Below are 18,194 nucleotides of genomic sequence, written 5' to 3' on the forward strand. Positions count from 1 at the left end.
GCGGTATGCGAACAAGTCCCCCATCGCCGCCAGTTGTGCCGCCGCTGCCCGGTTTTCGAGGGGTGTCGACGCAGACCCGATCCACCAACGCCGCCGACTCGGACGTGGGCGGCGGATGGCGCCGCTCAAAGGCTTCGCACCAGTTCACCGAACATGTGTTCGAGTATGCCACGGGGGTCCGATAGGTTTCCGGCCCCGCCGCGTCTCCAAGCCCGCCGCCCCGCTCGGGCCCGGACGCGACGCTACGGCGCTAGTTCGCGAAAGGACATCGGCGACAATGGAATCGATCGGCACCGAGACCTGATCACCGGTCACAAGGTCCTTGACGCCGATCGTGCCGGCCTCGAGGTCGCGATCGCCGGCCACCAGCGCAAGGCGGGCCCCGGAGCGGTCGGCCGCGCGCATCGCGCCCTTGAGGCCCCGGTCGCCGTAGGCCAGGTCGACCCGCACACCGGCCGCGCGCAATTGTCCGGCCAGCACGGCGAGCCGCAACTTGGCCAGCTCGCTCAGCGGGACACCGAAGACGTCGCAGCGGGTGGTCTCCCCCACGCTCTTGCCCTCGGCCCGCAATGCCAACAGCGTACGGTCCACGCCGAGCCCGAATCCGATGCCGGACAAGTCCTGTCCGCCGAGCTGGCGCATCAGCCCGTCGTAGCGGCCACCGCCCCCGATGCCGGACTGCGCGCCCAGGCCGTCATGCACGAACTCGAAGGTGGTCTTGGTGTAGTAATCGAGGCCGCGCACCATCCGTGGGTTGATCACGTACGGCACCCCAAGCGCGTCCAGATGTGCCAGCACGGTGTCGAAATGCTGTTTGGCGGCATCGGACAGGTGGTCGAGCAGCACCGGCGCATTGGCCGTCATCGCCTTGACCTCGGGCCGCTTGTCGTCAAGCACCCGCAGCGGGTTGAGCTGCGCGCGCCGTCGGGTCTCGTCGTCGAGTGGGAGCCCAAACAGGAACTCCTGCAACAGTTCCCGATACTGCGGGCGGCAGCTCTCATCACCCAGCGAGGTGATCTCCAGCAGGAACCCGTCCAGACCCAACGACCGGAAGCCGGCGTCGGCCACAGCGATCACCTCGGCGTCCAGCGCCGGGTCGTCAACGCCGATCGCCTCCACGCCGACCTGCTGCAGCTGCCGGTAGCGACCGGCCTGTGGCCGTTCGTAGCGGAAAAACGGCCCGGCGTAACACAATTTCACCGGCAGTGTGCCGCGGTCCAGACCATGCTCGATCACCGCGCGCACCACCCCGGCCGTGCCCTCCGGGCGCAGCGTCACCGAGCGGTCGCCGCGGTCGGCGAAGGTGTACATCTCCTTGGACACCACGTCGGTGGACTCGCCGACGCCGCGGGCGAACAACCCCGTGTCCTCGAAGATGGGCAGCTCGATGTCGCCGTAACCGGCCCGGCGGGCGGCGCTCAGCAGAGCCGAACGCACCGCGACGAATTGCGCGGACTCCGGCAGCACATAGTCGGGGACGCCCTTGGGCGCCGCGAAGGAGGAGAATTCCGTCATCCGGTCAGACCTTCGAGGAACGGGTTGAAGCGCCGCTCGGCGCCGATCGTGGTGGAGTTACCGTGCCCGGGCAGCACCACCGTGTCGTCGTCGAGCACCAACAGCTTGTCGACGATCGACGTCAGCAGGTCGCGGCCGCTTCCGCCGAAAAGGTCGGTGCGTCCCACCGAACGCTCGAACAGGGTGTCGCCGGTGAACACCAGGTCCTTGTCGCCGGTCACCCGGAAAACCACCGATCCGCGAGTGTGCCCGGGGGTGTGGTCGACGTGGACGCTGACCCCGGCCAGGTCGATCTTGTCGCCGTCGCGGTCGAGCTCGACGACCTGTTTGGGCTCGCGGAAGAAGGCGCCCACCATCAGTTGCGCCACACGCGGCCCCAGACCGTAGATCGGGTCTTTGAGCATAAAGCGGTCTTCGGGGTGGATGTAGGTGGGGCAGCCGAAGGTGTCGGATACCTTCTGCGCCGACCACATGTGGTCGATGTGCCCATGGGTGAGCAGCACCGCTGCCGAGGTCAGCCGGTTTTCATCGAGAATGCGCCGCAGCGGACCCATCGCACGCTGCCCGGGATCGACGATGACGGCGTCCGTTCCGGGTCGCTCGGCCAGCACGTAGCAGTTGCACTGCAACATGCCGGCGGGAAATCCGGTGATCAACACACCTTCCAGTTTTCCACGGAGCCACTTGACATATCACGGCGCGCCCACATTAGCCTGGGCTGGCCACCCGCCCCCGCTCACAACCATGGAGGCATACCGGCCGTGCCGACAAACGAACAGCGACGCGCCAACGCCAAGCGCAAACTCGAACGGCGGCTGGAACGCCGCGCCCAGCAAGCCCGACGACGGCGGCTGCTGCTCATCGTCGGAGGCGTGGTCGCCGTGATCGCCGTGGTGGCCGTGGTGACGGTCGCCGTGATCAACTCCAACAACCGGCACAAGACCGACTCGGCGGCCGCGACGCCGGGCAACCCCGCCGCCACCAGCACGACGTCACCGACTGCCCCGACCGGCCAGGTTCCGCCCGCCCCGCCGCTGCCGGCCCTCAAGCCGTTGGCGACCGTCGGCGCCAACTGCCAGTACCCGACGACGCCGCAGGAACCGGCCGCCAAGCCGGTCAAGCCGCCGCGCACCGGCAAGGTGCCCACCGACCCGGCCACCGTCAGCGTCAGCATGTCGACCAGTCAGGGAAACCTGGGCTTGATGCTGGCCAACAACGAATCGCCTTGCACGGTCAACAGTTTCGCGAGCCTGACTAGCCAGAAGTACTTCGACGACACCAAGTGCCACCGGTTGACCACCTCGGAGACTTCGGGCGTGTTGCAGTGCGGTGATCCCAAGGGCGACGGCACCGGCGGCCCTGGCTACAAGTTCGGCAACGAATACCCGACCGACCAGTACCCGCCGAACGACCCCAAGGCGCAGCAACCGGTCGTCTACCCGCGCGGCACCCTGGCCATGGCGAACGCCGGCCCGGGCACCAACGGCAGCCAATTCTTCATGGTCTACAAGGACTCTCAACTACCGCCGCAGTACACTGTCTTCGGCACAATCCAGCCCGACGGGCTCGCCGTGCTGGACAAGATCGCCAAGGCCGGCGTGGTCGGTGGTGGCAACGACGGTGAGCCGGTCAGCGAGGTCACGATCAAGTCGATACGACTCGACTAAACCCGAGACGGCGCAACATGAATCGCCACGAATTCACGAGAAGCCGACGACGCGGTGTCCGACGCCTTAAAGTCGGCGCGTGGTGACTGAAGTCGTTCGGGCAGTACGAACCTACGTGAGTTGCTGGGCCGCGGCGGCATGGGACAGGTCTATCGCGCCTACGACACCAGCACCGAATCGGCGGCGATCCGACCGTGGATTTGCGCAACAACGTCGCGGCCGAGTCCCGGGCCAAGGTCATCTACGAGTACCTCAAGCAGTTCACCGACGACCCGAGTGTTCAAGACACTTTGACGTTCTTGATGACTCGCGAGATCGCGCATTACCAGCAGTTCACCGCGGCGCTCAACGAACTCCCGGTCAACTTCCCGCCCGGGCTAGTTGCCGGGTTATCCGCGTTTCCAGAACGTCGCCTTCAACCAACATGTCCAACGGCAACGGCGAATCGGTCCGAGGCCCCTGGAACTAGGGGCAGGGCCCGTGGCCGGAGGGCATGGGTGGGGGTAGTACGTGGAAAAGCCCGAACAGCGGTGGCTGGGAGGAAAGACCCGCAAGAACAAGGGCCCGTCGGACAACCCGGAAGGCTCGCCCGCGGTCGACGCTGAGAAGCCGTTCACGCACGAACAGCACACGGCCACCGGGTGATTGAACAACGGCCTGATTAGACAACGACGAAACCCGGGCATCCGACTGCACCGATGCCCGGGTTTCGTCGTCTTCAGCGGACTTATGGATCGGGCGTCCTCGGAGCGACCCGTGAACGCGTCGCGTACGTGGTCCGCAATGGCCGCGCCCATCCCCACCGTTTTGAGCACCGCCGGATGGGGCGGAGTATCCGGGTGCGGCCTGGTGGGTGCGATCTTCTTTGCGTCTTCCAGCCTCTCGTCGATCTTCTCCAACTCCTCACGGCTGATCGCGGTCTCGACTTGCGGCCACACCACCTCTTGCTCGTAAGCGATGTGATCCCGACCCGCCTTGATGAACTCCCGCAGCTCTTCGTGATAGTCGGGGTCGCCGGGCTTGCCGTCTTCGAGCCGCTGCAGCAACTTCTTGCCGGCCTGTTCCTGCTCGATCGCCTTGTCGGCGAGCGCATCGCCGAGCGCTTTGCGGACCGCGGGCCAGAGGTGCTGCTCTTCGATCGCTTCGTACTGCGACTCGGTGGATGATGAGGTTATTCACCGTGGTCTCCAGGCCGCTGGCCTCGACGCCGCCGACTGACGGTGCGCCATCCAGCGATTCGAACAGTCGGAGCACGCTTTTATGGTCTTGCCGGGAAAAAGTTAATGCATCCATGCTTAGCCTTCTGATTAGGCCGTATCGGTCGGTGAGTGGTACCCAGACGCCGGGCACCCAAAACGGAATTCACCGTGGCGAAAGCAGACCCGGCCGCAACACCGGAGTGGCGGTCCGGGCTAGAAGCCCAGCCGTCCAAGCTGTTTGGGGTCGCTCTGCCAGTTCTTGGCGACCTTGACCCGCAGGTCGAGATAGACCTTGGTGCCCAGCAGCTTCTCGATCTGGCCGCGCGCCGCGGTCCCCACCTCGCGCAGCCGGACCCCACCCTTGCCTATGATGATGCCCTTCTGGCTGTCCCGCTCAACGTAGAGCAGCGCGTAGACGTCGATCAGGTCATCACGACCCTCGCGCGGATAGACCTCGTCAATCACCACCGCCAGCGAATGCGGAAGCTCGTCGCGCACCCCCTCCAGGGCGGCATCGCGGATGAGCTCGGCCATCAACACCTCTTCGGGCTCGTCGGTCAGCTCACCGTCGGGATAATACGCCGGGCCCGGGGGCAGCGCGGCGGCCAGCACCTCGATGAGCACGTCGATCTGAGAGTTGGCAACCGCCGACACCGGAACGATGTCGGCGGCACCGTCGACGAGTTCACTGACCGCGACCAGTTGCGCGGCCACCCGATCCTTGGACACCTTGTCGGTCTTGGTGGCGATCACCACGAGAGTGGTCTTTGGTGCGACCGAACGGATCTGGTCGACGATCCAGCGGTCGCCGGGTCCGATCGCCTCGTCGGCCGGGATGCACAAGCCGATGACGTCGACCTCGGCGTAGGTGTCACGGACCAGATCGTTCAACCGCTTGCCCAGCAGGGTGCGCGGCCGGTGCAGCCCGGGGGTGTCGACCAGGATGATCTGAAAGTTCTCGCGGTGCACGATGCCGCGGATAGTGTGTCGCGTGGTCTGCGGCCGCTTCGAGGTGATCGCCACCTTGGTGCCCACCAGGGCATTCGTCAGCGTGGATTTTCCGGTATTGGGCCGGCCGACCAAACATACGAAGCCGGAACGGAATTCATCGTTCATAGCGGAGTGCCCGCCAGATCGGTCAGCATGATCGCCGCGGTCAGGCCGAGTTCACGCATCGCGGCGATACCCGGGTCGTCGGCCGATCCGGCCACCAGCACCGCCGCCTCCAAACCGGTGACGCCGCTGCAGACGGCCGCAGCCACCGCCGCTAGGAGCGGGGTGAGCTGCAGCGCGGACAGCCGCACCGGCGCACCCGCGTAGGTGCGTCCGTCGACGTCGCGCACCGCGGCGCCGCTGTCGGCTTCCGCGCGCCATCGCGCCGCGGGCCAACACCACGAGCTTCACATCTTCGGGGTCCAGCTGTTCAACCATGGTGGGTGTCCTCGAGTTCGTGATCGTCGGATTCGGCCGGGCTCAGCAACACGGTGCCGATCCGCACCCGGCCGCGGTGGTCGGTGCAGCCCTCCGCGCGCAGCCGCAGGCCGTGCGAGACGACCTCGGCGCCGGGCAGCGGCACCCGGCCCAGTTCCAGCGCCAGCAGACCACCCACCGTGTCGACGTCGAGATCGTCATCGAACTCCACCCTGTACAGCTCGCCGACGTCTTCGATCGGTAGCCGGGCCGACACTCGAAACTTCTTGTCGCCCAAGTCTTCTATCGGGGCGGTCTCCTCATCGTCGTACTCGTCGGCGATCTCCCCGACGATCTCCTCGAGCACGTCTTCGATGCTGACCAGGCCAGCGATCGCGCCGTACTCGTCGACGAGCAGCACCATGTGGTTGCGATCGCGCTGCATTTCCCGCAGCAGCGCGTCCAGCGGCTTGGAGTCCGGCACGAACACGGCCGGGCGCATCACCTGGGACACCTTGGCGTCCCGGCCGCCGTCTGGGGACAGAAACGTCCGCTGCACAAGGTCTTTCAGATACACCACCCCAACAATGTCGTCGACGTTCTCGCCGATCACCGGAATGCGGGAGTGCCCGCTGCGCACGGCCAGGGTGGTGGCCTGGCTGGCAGATTTGTCGCTTTCGATCCAGATCATCTCGGTCCGCGGCACCATGACCTCGCGGGCCGGGGTGTCACCGAGTTCGAACACCGACTCGATCATCCGGCGCTCGTCGGCGGCCACCACCCCGCGCTGCTGCGCCAGGTCGACGACTTCACGCAGCTCGATTTCGGAGGCGAAGGGCCCGTTGCGCAAGCCGCGGCCCGGGGTCAATGCGTTACCCACCAGCACCAGCATCCGGCTGATCGGCATCAGAAGCGATGAGATGACTTGCAGCGGAAGGGCTGTGGCGAGCGAGATGGAATACGCGTGCTGGCGGCCCATCGTCCGCGGGCCCACACCGATGACGACGAAACTGGTCAGCACCATGATGGTCGCAGCGCCGAACGCCGCCCATCCCATGCCGAAGTTGTCGTAGAGGAACACCACCAGCAGCACGGTCGCGGTGACCTCGCAGATGATGCGCAGCAGCAGCACCACCAAGTTGATGTAGCGCGGCCGGTCGGCCATCACCTTCGACAACGCCCGGGCTCCCGGCTGCTCGTCGCGCACCAGCTCCGCGACCCGGGCCACCGACACCGTGCTGATCGCGGCGTCGATCGCCGCGAAAACCCCGCCCAGACCGATCAACGCGATCGCGCCGAGCAGCTGAGACATGCCGGTCAATTCTGGGAATGCCATGAGTCGGTTGTCGAATCCGACGTGGCGTCGGAGTCGTCTTTACTACGGTTGAGTAACGAGGAGAACACGACGACCGCGATCCCCAACAGCCCGAATCCGAGCGCCGAGGGCCACCAGGGTTGGCTGGGCGGGGGCGGAGCGGCCTGACCGGGCTCGCCGGGGGCGGCCAGCGCGAACAAGAAGCTGCCGTTGTCGGTGGGGCCGAAACCGGGCAGCGACTGGCTCTTGGTCACCTTGATCTGGGTGCTGCTGTTGGGATCGTTGACCTGCCCCCACGCCAGCGTGGAGTCGTCGAGCAGGAAGCAGTCCTGACTGCCGGACGGTTGGCTGTCGTCGTGGCCCACCACCGCGACCTGGCCGATCTGCACGGTTTGGACGACGGCGGGAATCTCGGCCAGCACGTTCTGGTACAGCGCCGGTGGCGCCGGTGCGACGTACTTCGGCGGCGGAGGACCTTGCCAATCGTTCGGCGGGACAAAGGCTCCGCCGTAGAAGCTGCCCGACGCCAGGTAGCTTTCGCTGACCGCGGTGAACGGCACCAGACCCACGGCGCCGGCGTCGAGCACCACCCGGCCGCCGGGCGGCAGGTACACCTCGCGGGACGCCCCGTCGTAGGAGTAGCGGAACGTCATCGCCTGACCGAGCGGGTTGTACAGGGTCGGCCGGTGATATTGGTCGTAGTCGACGAATTCCCAATGCCGGGGTCGGACCAGCGCCTTGTTGTCGGCCTTGATCAGCTCGATGTTCTCGCTATGCGTGTTGATGACGTTCTGCACCTGCTGATTGAAGTCCGTCTGCGTGGGCGGCCGCGACGGGTCGGCCGGGTTGAGCCGCGCCTCGGGAGCGGCCTTAGCGGCCGCGATCGCCTGCGCGGGTGCCTCCACCTTCTTCGGCGGTGTCATCACCGAGATGGTGCGCGGTGGCTGCGAACCCGGCGGGTTGATCTTCGGGGTCTGCACCTGCGTCGGGGCCGGCCGCGTGGAGGTCGGCGGCGGGGGCTCGGGAATCTGGATCGGCACGGTGCTCGACGGGGCGGGCGCCGGGCGCGGCGCCGGGGCGTAGCACACGTTCGCGGTGTGATAGGCCTGCACGTAAAACAGGCAGTGCTGGCAGGACACCGGGTTGGACCCCGCACCGACGCACGGAGATGCCTGTCCCACACCGGAACTGACGATGACCGCGTACAAGGGCGCCAACGTTATGGCAGTCGCCAGAGCGATCTTCACTGCTTTCATTACAGAATTCAACTGTCGAAATACCTTGACTTGTCCAGCAACCGGCGGTCTTTTTCACCCTGCCGGTCGTTGTGGTATGCCTCGACCTGGTCGGCGACCCACTCCTCGAGAAGTCGCTCCTGCAGAGCGAACATCTCCTTCTCTTCGTCGGGCTCGGCGTGGTCGTAACCAAGCAGGTGCAGCACGCCGTGAACGGTCAACAGCGCCAATTCATGTCCGAGACTGTGGCCCGCGGCGGCGGCCTGTTCGGCGGCGAATTCCGGGCACAGCACGATGTCCCCCAGCATCGACGGCCCCGGCTCGGGAGCGTCCGGACGGCCACTGGGCTCGAGTTCGTCCATAGGAAAACTCATCACGTCGGTGGGGCCGGGCAGGTCCATCCACCGCATGTGCAGGTCGGCCATCGCGGCGGTGTCCAACAGCACCATCGACAGTTCGGCGCCCGGATTGACGTCCATTTTGGCGATGACGAAGCGCGCGACACTCACCAACTCAGTTTCGGAGACGTCGATGCCCGATTCGTTGGACACTTCGACGGTCATTTGCTGCTCACCGCACCATCATCGGCGATTTCGCGTTCCGGATGCACGTCGGGCCGCCCGATTCATGCTGGAGCCCGGCTCTTCGTGGCGTGCATACGCATCCACGATCTCCGAAACCAGCCGGTGGCGAACCACGTCCGCGCTGGTCAACTCGGCAGTGTGGATGTCCTCGATGTGTTCGAGGATGTCGACCGCCGCGCGCAGACCCGACTTGGCGCCACCCGGCAGATCGATCTGGGTGATGTCGCCGGTGACGACAATCTTCGAGCCGAAGCCCACCCGGGTCAGGAACATCTTCATTTGCTCGGGCGTGGTGTTCTGCGCCTCGTCGAGCACGATGAACGCATCGTTGAGAGTGTTGTGGGTGAGCAGAAAGTCCTCGGTCACGTACAGCGAATCCGCGGCCGCCACCTGGATGCACACCGCTTCCTCGGTGCCGGCGGATTCGATGCACTCGATAAAGCGCTTCGGGTGTCCGCCGGCCGTCGCGTCGTATTTGGCGGCCTTGCGCGCCAACCGGAACGGAACCACACCTTGCGGGAGGCGGATGTCCAGGGTGTATGCGTCGAACCGGTGCCGAACCGCGCGCCCCCGTGCCAATCCCGGGGTACGGCGGGCACAGCAGTAGACGACACCGCCCACCGACTGGACCAGGAACACCACGTCGTCCCGCAGACGTTCGGAGACCGTCGTGAACTGAATGCGGCACGTCCCGTCCCGCTGCGTGACCGGACCGCCGTCGGAGTCGAGTAACCCCTGCAACAGCGCCAACCTCACATCGGGCGCATTGAAAAGATAATCCCGAGGAATGAACTTGGTCTCCGGGCCACAACCCGCCAGCCCCAGCTGGCGCAACGCTGCCGTGACCGGGTTCACCGCCGAGCCACGAGGACGGCTGGCCCGGTTCAACACGTAGTCGACCGCGAATCTGCGCCGCACTTCGATGCCGGGAATCAAGCGTTTAAGGGCTTGCGCCAATTCCGGATCCCGGGCGGCAAACGAGGGCGTCGTCGAACACGTCAGGCACCCGTCGCCCAGCAGCAGTCCCACCGCATAGGGGTCCAGCGGAACCTGTTGCGACTCGAAATGCACGGGTGCACTCAGCAAGGGCAGCTCGTAGCGATGATAGTGCGCGGCGCGAAGGTTGCCGATCATCTCCTTCGTCTGCAACACACGCGCCGGCTTGGCACGCCGCCGGTCGGAGCGGGTGTACACCGACCACAGATGATCGCCGGAGGCTAAGGTCGACGAACGGTCCTGCGTCCAGACCCGGTAGATCTCTTTGAATTTCTGCGGATAAACGCCGATAACTTCGGTGGGCAGTCCGTTGGAGCCGATGACGCTATCCCCGACCTTGAGGTCATCGATAGGACGAAATCCGTTGGGAGTCAGTACTTTAGTGAAACGCGGTTGTGCCCTGCCCCGCATGTACGCCAGCGGCGCGACCTCGATGACCCCGGCCGACATCAGCTTCGGAACCAGTTCGGGGTCCATCATGTCGTAGAGCGCGTCGTACAGAGGGCGCAGATACGGGTCGATCTTCTCGTTGAGCGTGCCCGGCAGAAATCCCAGCCGCTCACCGGCTTCCACGGCCGGACGGGTCAGGATGATGCGGGTGACCTGTTTGGACTGCAGCGCGTTGACCGCTTTGGCCATCGCCAGATAGGTCTTGCCGGTACCGGCAGGCCCCACCCCGAAAACGATGGTGTGGGCGTCGATGGCGTCGACGTAGCGCTTCTGGTTGAGCGTCTTGGGCCGAATCGTCTTGCCGCGCCGCGACAAGATGTCCAGCGTGAGCACCTCGGCCGGTGACTCGTTGCCGGCGCCGATCATCATCGCGACACTGTGGCGCACCACCTCGGGGGTCAGCGACTGGCCGTTGGCCACGATCGCCACCAGCTCGGAGAGCACCCGCTCGGCCAGGGCGACATCGGCCGACTCACCCGAGAGGGTGACGGCGTTGCCGCGAACATGCAGGTCAGCGTTGAGGGTCCGTTCGAGGGCGCGCAGATTTTCGTCCGCCGAACCAAGCAAGCCGACGACCACATCGGGCGGAATGTCTATACTGCTGCGAACCGGAGCTTTGAGATCGGGTCCCTGCAGAGCCCCAGCTGCGTCAGCAGCGTTGGTCTCGCGTGGCGTCACGTGGTTTTCGGTGCCTGCCTGTCTCGGTTCGTCAAGGGTGATTCGGATGCCTCAGTCTACGCCGAGTGCTCCGTCCGGTCAGCCGTGTGCGGCCCCGGCGGGCTCGATTTCTGCGGTTTGCTACCAGCGCGGTGTGAGCACTCCCAGCGCGCCGAGGTCCACCGCAGCCGCGGTCGAGGTCCGCAATACCTGCGGGCCCAGCCACACCGCGACGGCGCCCGCGTCGGTCGGCGCGGCGAGTTCCGCCGGTGCGATACCGCCTTCGGGCCGACCACCAGCAGCAGCGAGGTCACCCGCGCCAAGGCGGCATCGGCGAACCAATCAGTCGCCGACTCGTGCAACACCAACGCCGCCGCGCGGAGGCCACGGCGTCGCGGATCCGCTGGGTGAACATCGGCTTGGACAGCACGCCGTCGACGGTGGGGATGTGGGCCCGCCGCGACTGCCGGACGGCCGAACGGATCACGGCCCGCCACCGACGCAACCCCTTCTCGACCCGGGAGCCCTGCCAGTTGGCCACCCGGGCCGCCTACCAGGCCAGAAATTGCGTCGGCGCCGGCCTCGGTGGCTAGTTCGATCGCCAGCTCCGAGCATTCCGACTTCGGCAGGGCCTGCACCACCGTCACCGGCGGCCGGGTTCCGCGGTCCACCGTTTCCAGTACCCGAGCGCACAATCCGTCGCGTCCGGACTACTCGACCACGCAGTGAGCCGCCAGCGCACCGGCGCCGTCGCCGAGCACCAACCGTTCTCCGGGGCGGATCGGCGCACCGTCGCGGCGTGAAACCCTTCGTCGCCGTCGAGGACAGCCAAATCACCGATGTCGGGCAGGACCCCTCCACGTAGAATAGCGTCGCCACCATGTGCACGGCCCCCGCGGCTGGAACTAACGCCCGGTGAAGGTTTCGCGCAGCCGGCTGAACAGGCCGCCGGTGTGGGAGGAACGCACCTCGGCCACGTCGCGGCTGCGCCGGTTCTTCAGCTCGCGCAGCAACTCGATGTCGTGGTTGTCCAGCCGGGTGGGGACCACCACCTCGACGTGGACATGCAGGTTGCCCCGGGTGGTCGACCGCAGCTGCGGCATGCCCTGGCCGCGCAGCGTGATGATCGAACCCGGTTGTGTCCCAGGCGGAATGGTGATTTCGCTGGGCCCGTCGAGGATGTCGTCGATGGTGAGCGTGGTGCCCAGCGAGGCATCGATCATCGGCACCGACACCGTGCAGTGCAGGTCGGCGCCGTCGCGGACGAAGATGTCGTGGGCCTGCTCGTGCACCTCGACATAGAGGTCACCGGCCGGGCCTCCGCCCGGACCGACCTCGCCCTGCGCGGCGAGCCGGACCCGCATGCCGTCGCCAACACCGGCCGGAATCTTGACGCTGATCTCGCGGCGAACACGCACCCGGCCGTCGCCCATGCACTGATGGCAGGGGTCGGGGATGACCACGCCGACGCCCCGGCAGGTAGGGCACGGCCGCGACGTCACCATCTGCCCCAGCAGCGAGCGCTGCACGGTCTGCACCTCGCCCCGTCCGCCGCAGGTGTCGCACGGAACCGGCGCCGAATCGCCGTTGGTGCCCTTGCCCTGACAACGGTCGCACAACACCGCGGTGTCGACGGTGACCTGCTTGGTCACTCCGGTCGCGCATTCCTCGAGGTCGAGCCGCATCCGCAGCAGCGAGTCGGACCCGGGCCGGACCCGGCCGATCGGGCCGCGCGAGGACGCGCCGCCGCTGAAGCTGCCGCCGAAGAACGCCTCGAACACGTCGCCTAGGCCACCGAATCCGTCAAATCCGCCGCCCGCAGCGCCGTTCTCCAGCGGGTCCCCGCCAAGATCGACGATGCGGCGTTTCTCGGGATCGCTCAGCACCTCGTAGGCGACGCTGACCTCCTTGAACCTCGCCTGCGCGGTCTCATCGGGATTGATGTCGGGGTGCAGTTCACGCGCCAGCTTCCGATACGCGCGCTTGATCTCCGCATCGCTGGCGTTTTTGCTCACGCCCAGCAGCCCGTAATAATCTCGTGCCACGCCTGACCTTTCTGGACTCTAGTTAGGGCCGCGTTACCACGTACGTCCACAATCCTGTCGGTGCGCGTTCATCGGGCACCCAGGACCTCGCCAATATAAAGAGCAACCGCGGCCACGCTGGCGATAGTTCCCGGATAGTCCATCCGGGTGGGGCCCAACACCCCCATACCGCCGTACACGGTATTCATGGTGCCGTACGCGGTGGTCACCATCGACGTCCCCGCCATTTGCTCGACCTCGGTCTCGTGACCGATGCGCACGGTGACTTTCCCGGCTTCCTGCTGAGCCGCCAGCAACCGCAGCACCACCACCTGCTCCTCGAGGGCCTCGAGGATCGACCGCAGCGAACCGCCGAAGTCCGCGGCGTTGCGGGTCAGGTTGGCGGTGCCCCCCATCACCAGGCGCTCCTCGGTGTGCTCGACCAGCGACTCCAGCAACACCGTCGCCGAACGGCCGACCGCGTCGCCCAGCCCGCCGGTGCCGCTGAACTGCTGAGCCAGCTCAGCCACCGCAACCGAGGCCGCGGAAAGCTTCTTCCCTTCCAGCGCCTGGCCCAGGATCTCCCGCAGCTGGGAGAGCTGATGCTCGTCGATGAGGTCGCCAAGCTCGACGATGCGCTGATCCACCCGGCCCGACGAGGTGATGACGACCATCAGTAGCCGGGCCGGCGTCAGCGCGATCACCTCGAGGTGCCGGACCGTCGACGTCGACAGGGTCGGGTACTGCACCACGGCCACCTGCCGGGTCAGCTGGGCCAGCAGCCGCACCGCGCGGCGCAGCACGTCGTCGAGGTCAACGCCGGATTCCAGGAAAGACTGGATCGCCTTCCGCTCGGCCGCCGACAACGGTTTGACGTCGTCGATCCGGTCGACGAATTCGCGGTACCCCTTCTCGGTGGGCACCCGACCCGAGCTGGTGTGCGGCTGCGTGATGTACCCTTCGGCCTCCAGCACGGCCATGTCGTTGCGGATGGTGGCGCTGGACACGCCGAGGTTGTGCCGCTCGACGAGCGATTTCGAACCGATCGGCTCCTGGGTGGCGACGAAGTCGGCAACGATCGCGCGCAGCACCTCGAAGCGACGCTCGTCGGCACTGCCCATCGACTACCTCCTTGATCGAGTGCATTTTACGGGCTCAACAGCCATCGACCCTCATCAGCAAGTGTCGGGCGCGCGCGGCCGACGACTTTGCCGCTAGCCTCTCCAGCATGTATCCGTCGGCCCTCGACGACACCTCAGGGAAGATCGGCAGATGATCTTCAAGGGCGTACGAGTAAGGAAGCCCTACCCGGACCACGGGACCGCGACTATTCGGAAAGATCGCCATGTCTCATATTCAGGCGGTTTCCGACCACGACGCCAGCTTGCACGAAGATCGCTTTCTTCTTCACCAAGCGCAAACTGGCGCAGATGACCGGCCTGGAAACGGCCGGGATGCTCGAGCCGCTGCGCATGTACGGCCCATATTCCCCGGTTTCTCAGCGCCTACGGCAAGCTCGAACAGGCCGAATCCAAGCTCGACATCCTCAGCCCGCGCTACCGCGCGCTGGCGGAGCTGAAGGCGGCGACGACAGTGGGCTGTGAATACTGCATCGATCTGGGCTCACAGATCGCCCGACGCTGGGGTCTGGCCGACGACGAGTTGCTGTCGATGTCGAATTACCGTGCGGCAGAATGCTTTTCCTAGGTCGACAAGCTGATTCTCGAGTACGCCACCGCCATGAGTCGCCCCCCGTCGAGGTGACCGACGAGCTGTTAGACGCGCTGCGCGGCCCACTTCGACACGCCACAGCTCGTCGCGCTCACCCGTGTCATCAACCTCGGCAACATGCAGGCCCGATACAATATCGCGCTGGGCATCAAGTCGTCCGGCTTCTCCGGCAGCCGGGTCTGCGCCCTGCCGGACGCCGGTGACGTGTGACCGTGGACCGATCGGTGACGGAGCGATTCGAAGAGGGCCGCCCGCAGCTGAGCGCCGTCGCCCACCGGATGCTCGGCTCGATCGACGACGCCCAGGACGCAGTGCAGGAGACCTGGCTGCGGCTGAACCGCAGTGACACCGACAACATCGCCAACCTGGACGCGTGGCTGACCACCGTGGTGGCCCGCATCTGCCTGAACGTGCTGCGCTACCGCCGCGGCCGGCACCGCGAAGAGCCGTGGCACGGTTGCCGGATCGGATCGTGGCCGGCGATGACGAATCCAACCCCGAACACCGCGCGATGTTGTCCCGGATTCGGGAGCCGGGGTGACGTAACAGACCAGTCTTTTACCCAGCCGGGGCAGGTCCACCGCCAGCACGACCGCCTGTCCGACGCTGGGGTCCACGGAGATGGCGGCGGCGATCTCGCCGAGTTCGATGCGGAAGCCGCGGATCTTGACCTGCTCTTCGGCGCGGCCGACGAATTCGATGTCCCTGTCGGCGTTGCGGCCGACCGGGAAGTCCTCCACCTTCGGCACGAACTGGATCCCGGCGTTGTTGACGAGGACGTCGACCGCTACCCGAACAACACGCGTCAATCCGGTGTCCGTGCTGCGCCGTCGTTGACGCGGCAGGTGCGTGCCCTGAGGCGCCGCTAGGCGGTGACGTGTTCGGCGCAGTCGACGCGCAGGCCGGAAACCGTCATCGGCGTGTCGTAGAACATGCACCGGTATTGCCGCGTGGCACGCTGGATCGTTCCAGTTGCGCACAGGTGCTGCATGCCCGGGTCACCGGGAGCAGTTGCGCCTCATGCAATTTCGCGATGACAAGCAGCAGGCGGTCCACTAGCTGTTCCGCCTCGACCCGGTCCAACTTGGACGTGGCGATCTCGGCGGACGCCGTCCACCGGGACAGAGCTAGGCCGGCCTTGCGGCCGGCCTAGGTCAGCACCAGGCCGTGACGCCGCCGGTCGTGCGCGTCCTGGGCACGCGCACGACCAACCCCTTGCGGATCAGCGCCGCCACGGCGTCGCTGACGGTAGGATCGGCGACGTTGAGCTCACGGGCCACCGCGGTGCTTCGGGCGATGGGCGGCGGGCCCACCAAAAGCCATGCCAGCAACCGCATCTGGGTGCTGGAGAGGTCATTGAGCCTCAGCGCTGCGGCGAGCCAGCACGTGCAGGGCGTCACCGACGCGATCGAGCGCCGCGACGATCTTGGAGTAGAGGCTGAGGTGACGCGCCCCTCGGACTTCAGAGCACGACCTCATTGAGCTTGCCCGTCACGACGTCAAACACGAAGCCACGCAACGACTCGTGCTTGGTCACGAAGGGGCTCTGCTCGATGCGGCGCAACGACTGGCGGATGTCCTCCTCGAGGTCGGAAAACGCTTCGGCCGCCCATGCCGGTTTGATCCCGGTCTCCTGCTGTATGGCCGCCTTGAACTCGTCGTCACGGAAAGTCAGCATACCGCAATCGGTGTGGTGGATCAGGATGATCTCCTTGGTGCCGAGCAACCACTGACTGATCGCCAGCGATCGGATCTCGTCGTCGGTGACCACGCCACCGGCGTTACGGATGACGTGCGCCTCACCCTCCTGCAGGCCGAGGATCCGGTACACATCCAGCCTGGCGTCCATGCAGGCGACCACCGCGACGTGTTTGCTCGGCGGCAGCGGCAGGGGCCCCTTGAAGGTGCTCGCGTAAGCAATGTTGTTGGCCAGGTATTCGTCGGTCACGGTCACGCCGGGCTTCTCCTCATCCGTTTGCTGTCAGCGGGGGTAGCATAACGCCGCCGTGCGGGGGCGAAGGAGGATGCGAATCTGCGTGAGCAGAACCCTTAGGACTCCTTTGGAGATGCCTCATGACGGGTGCGATCGCATCATCCACACAGCTCAGGATGATAGCAAAGGCGGCCAGAGCAGAAATAAGGACAACCCACGCCCAAACTCACGCAGCGACCGGTACGAGCTGGCCCGCGACATTAACTGGACCTTACCGCTACGTCACCGAAGACGAGTTGTTTCCTGAGGAGCTCTCCGGGACGCACCGCGTCTTCGGTGAAGGCTGGCTCAAATGGGACGAGCCCTACAAGATCGGCTACCGCGAGTATGTGCACAACCAGGTCACCAAGGACACCACCACGTATTCGCTGAAAACGCCATCGGGCGTTCCAAGCTGTTCGAACAACTCGATCCGGGATGGAAGTCGGTGATCGTCGCCCACTACGGCGCGATCTCGATGCCCGAATACCTGGCGTCCATCGGCGAGGCCCGAATGGGCCGGTTCGGCCGCTACCACTTCAACCGCAAACCCGCCCCGCTCGACCTGGACCCGGACAGCGCGATCAACCGGTGGTACCTCAAGCACCGCGAGGGCTCGCCGCTGCAGGCCGAGGACTGGGAAGGTTTTCGCGATCCGGCCGCGCTGAACTATCGCCGTTACATCGCGCTGAAGGTGCTGCCCACACATATCTGGCCAAAGACACGAGTTTCAGCAGCGGTTCCGCTGCGAGGCGAGCATCGCGGCAAGCCTGAACGACCCGCACATGGTGCCGATCCACAGCTACGGCGAGATCGATGGCCGCCTCTACGTCGACATGCGGCTGATCGAGGGCCGCGATCTGTTGCAGTTCATTCGCGACAACGGCGGAAGCTTGGACCCGCACCGCGCCGTCGCGGTGATCGAACAGGTTGCGGCAGCACTGGATACGGCCCACGAAGTCGGGCTGATCCACCGCGACACCAAGCCGTCCAACATCCTGGTGACCAACCGCGACTTCTCTACCTGATCGACTTCGGCCTCGCGCGCACCGCCGCCAACACCGCGCTGACCCAGAGTGGCCACACCATGGGCACCATGGCCTACATGGCACCCGAGCGGTTCCGGGGCATGACCGGACCCATCGCGCGGACGTCTACGCGCTGGCCTGCGTGCTCTACGAATGCCTGACCGAGCATCTGCCGTATCCCGGCGACACCTTTGAAGAACAGCTCAACGCGCACCTGAGCACCCCGCCGCCGCGCGCCTCGTTCACCGCGCCCGACGTGCCGGCGGCGCTCGACGACGTGGTCGCCCGGGACATAGCAAAGGACGTCGACTCCCGCTACCAGTCGGCCATCGAGTTCGCCGAGACCGCCAAGGCCGCGCTCACCGGGCCCGCCCACCGCAGCAACACCCAGCCTGCCGCACGCCCCCGCCC

Annotated in this window: 12 protein-coding genes and 12 pseudogenes; 7 read left to right on the plus strand and 17 right to left on the minus strand. The window is 66.1% G+C overall.

Features of this window, described 5'->3' with window-relative positions; all coding sequences use genetic code 11:
- Positions 1-255: 255 nt before the first annotated feature.
- Positions 256-1,515 (minus strand): annotated as a pseudogene (gene hisS, locus FQ389_RS15685) (histidine--tRNA ligase); the annotation flags it as partial.
- Complete coding sequence (locus FQ389_RS15690) at positions 1,512-2,174, minus strand: MBL fold metallo-hydrolase (protein WP_144209338.1); 663 nt, start codon at positions 2,172-2,174, stop codon at positions 1,512-1,514. The gene FQ389_RS15690 and the pseudogene hisS, both read right to left, overlap by 4 nt.
- Positions 2,175-2,276: 102 nt before the next feature.
- Here FQ389_RS15690 and FQ389_RS15695 point away from each other — a divergent pair, with 102 nt between their 5' ends.
- Positions 2,277-3,182: a peptidylprolyl isomerase gene (locus tag FQ389_RS15695; protein ID WP_144209341.1), complete on the plus strand. Its 906-nt coding sequence runs from the start codon at positions 2,277-2,279 to the stop codon at positions 3,180-3,182.
- Positions 3,183-3,364: 182 nt separating this feature from the next.
- A pseudogene (locus tag FQ389_RS15700) lies at positions 3,365-3,827 on the plus strand (manganese catalase family protein); the annotation flags it as partial.
- A gap of 95 nt (positions 3,828-3,922) precedes the next feature.
- Here FQ389_RS15700 and FQ389_RS15705 read toward each other — a convergent pair.
- From FQ389_RS15705 to hrcA, 12 genes and pseudogenes are all read right to left on the minus strand, one after another.
- A pseudogene (locus tag FQ389_RS15705) lies at positions 3,923-4,475 on the minus strand (hemerythrin domain-containing protein); the annotation flags it as partial.
- Between the two features lie 119 nt (positions 4,476-4,594).
- A complete protein-coding gene (gene era, locus FQ389_RS15710) occupies positions 4,595-5,497 on the minus strand; it encodes a GTPase Era (protein WP_144209344.1) in 903 nt (300 codons plus the stop codon).
- A pseudogene (locus FQ389_RS15715) lies at positions 5,494-5,812 on the minus strand (cytidine deaminase). The gene era and the pseudogene FQ389_RS15715 overlap by 4 nt, the downstream one beginning before the upstream one ends.
- Complete coding sequence (locus FQ389_RS15720) at positions 5,805-7,112, minus strand: hemolysin family protein (protein WP_144209367.1); 1,308 nt, start codon at positions 7,110-7,112, stop codon at positions 5,805-5,807. Before FQ389_RS15720 ends, FQ389_RS15715 begins: the two are co-directional and overlap by 8 nt.
- Complete coding sequence (locus FQ389_RS15725; protein ID WP_407662920.1) at positions 7,109-8,374, minus strand: hypothetical protein; 1,266 nt, start codon at positions 8,372-8,374, stop codon at positions 7,109-7,111. Before FQ389_RS15725 ends, FQ389_RS15720 begins: the two co-directional genes overlap by 4 nt.
- Entirely contained in the window at positions 8,371-8,904 is a 534-nt protein-coding gene (ybeY, locus tag FQ389_RS15730) for an rRNA maturation RNase YbeY (RefSeq protein ID WP_144209350.1), read from the minus strand. Before ybeY ends, FQ389_RS15725 begins: the two co-directional genes overlap by 4 nt.
- Before the next feature lie 18 nt (positions 8,905-8,922).
- Positions 8,923-9,261: pseudogene (locus FQ389_RS20795) on the minus strand (PhoH family protein); the annotation flags it as partial.
- 276 nt (positions 9,262-9,537) lie between these two features.
- A pseudogene (locus FQ389_RS20800) lies at positions 9,538-10,332 on the minus strand (LAGLIDADG family homing endonuclease); the annotation flags it as partial.
- A pseudogene (locus FQ389_RS20805) lies at positions 10,321-11,049 on the minus strand (PhoH family protein); the annotation flags it as partial. The pseudogenes FQ389_RS20805 and FQ389_RS20800, both read right to left, overlap by 12 nt.
- Before the next feature lie 120 nt (positions 11,050-11,169).
- Positions 11,170-11,910 (minus strand): annotated as a pseudogene (locus FQ389_RS15740) (16S rRNA (uracil(1498)-N(3))-methyltransferase).
- 23 nt (positions 11,911-11,933) lie between these two features.
- A complete protein-coding gene (dnaJ, locus tag FQ389_RS15745; protein WP_144209358.1) occupies positions 11,934-13,073 on the minus strand; it encodes a molecular chaperone DnaJ in 1,140 nt (379 codons plus the stop codon).
- A gap of 68 nt (positions 13,074-13,141) precedes the next feature.
- Positions 13,142-14,173, minus strand: coding sequence for a heat-inducible transcriptional repressor HrcA (gene hrcA / locus FQ389_RS15750; RefSeq protein ID WP_144209361.1), 1,032 nt, complete (start codon positions 14,171-14,173; stop codon positions 13,142-13,144).
- A 224-nt stretch (positions 14,174-14,397) separates the two neighbouring features.
- Between hrcA and FQ389_RS15755 the strand changes: the two are divergent.
- Both FQ389_RS15755 and FQ389_RS22915 read left to right on the plus strand, forming a co-directional pair.
- A pseudogene (locus tag FQ389_RS15755) lies at positions 14,398-14,993 on the plus strand (carboxymuconolactone decarboxylase family protein).
- Positions 14,994-15,061: 68 nt separating this feature from the next.
- Positions 15,062-15,151: pseudogene (locus tag FQ389_RS22915) on the plus strand (RNA polymerase subunit sigma-70); the annotation flags it as partial.
- A gap of 51 nt (positions 15,152-15,202) precedes the next feature.
- Here FQ389_RS22915 and FQ389_RS22920 read toward each other — a convergent pair.
- From FQ389_RS22920 to FQ389_RS15775, 3 genes and pseudogenes are all read right to left on the minus strand, one after another.
- Positions 15,203-15,502 (minus strand): annotated as a pseudogene (locus FQ389_RS22920) (AMP-binding enzyme); the annotation flags it as partial.
- Between the two features lie 435 nt (positions 15,503-15,937).
- The gene (locus tag FQ389_RS20810) at positions 15,938-16,183 is read right to left on the minus strand and encodes a MarR family transcriptional regulator (RefSeq protein WP_260860846.1); all 246 of its coding nucleotides are present in this window, start codon (positions 16,181-16,183) and stop codon (positions 15,938-15,940) included.
- Positions 16,184-16,245: 62 nt separating this feature from the next.
- Complete coding sequence (locus FQ389_RS15775) at positions 16,246-16,737, minus strand: beta-class carbonic anhydrase (protein WP_144209364.1); 492 nt, start codon at positions 16,735-16,737, stop codon at positions 16,246-16,248.
- A gap of 275 nt (positions 16,738-17,012) precedes the next feature.
- Here FQ389_RS15775 and FQ389_RS20815 point away from each other — a divergent pair, with 275 nt between their 5' ends.
- The 3 genes and pseudogenes from FQ389_RS20815 to FQ389_RS22930 form a co-directional block, all read left to right on the plus strand.
- The gene (locus FQ389_RS20815) at positions 17,013-17,207 is read left to right on the plus strand and encodes a hypothetical protein (protein ID WP_260860847.1); all 195 of its coding nucleotides are present in this window, start codon (positions 17,013-17,015) and stop codon (positions 17,205-17,207) included.
- Between the two features lie 318 nt (positions 17,208-17,525).
- Positions 17,526-17,783 carry a protein kinase domain-containing protein gene (locus FQ389_RS22925; protein WP_407662921.1) on the plus strand — a complete coding sequence of 86 codons (258 nt, stop codon included), beginning with the start codon at positions 17,526-17,528 and terminating at the stop codon, positions 17,781-17,783.
- A 142-nt stretch (positions 17,784-17,925) separates the two neighbouring features.
- Positions 17,926-18,194, plus strand: a pseudogene (locus FQ389_RS22930) (protein kinase domain-containing protein); the annotation flags it as partial.

Origin of the sequence: Mycobacterium tilburgii, from assembly GCF_902168065.1 — a bacterium.
In the GTDB taxonomy this organism is placed as follows: Bacteria; Actinomycetota; Actinomycetes; order Mycobacteriales; family Mycobacteriaceae; genus Mycobacterium; species Mycobacterium tilburgii.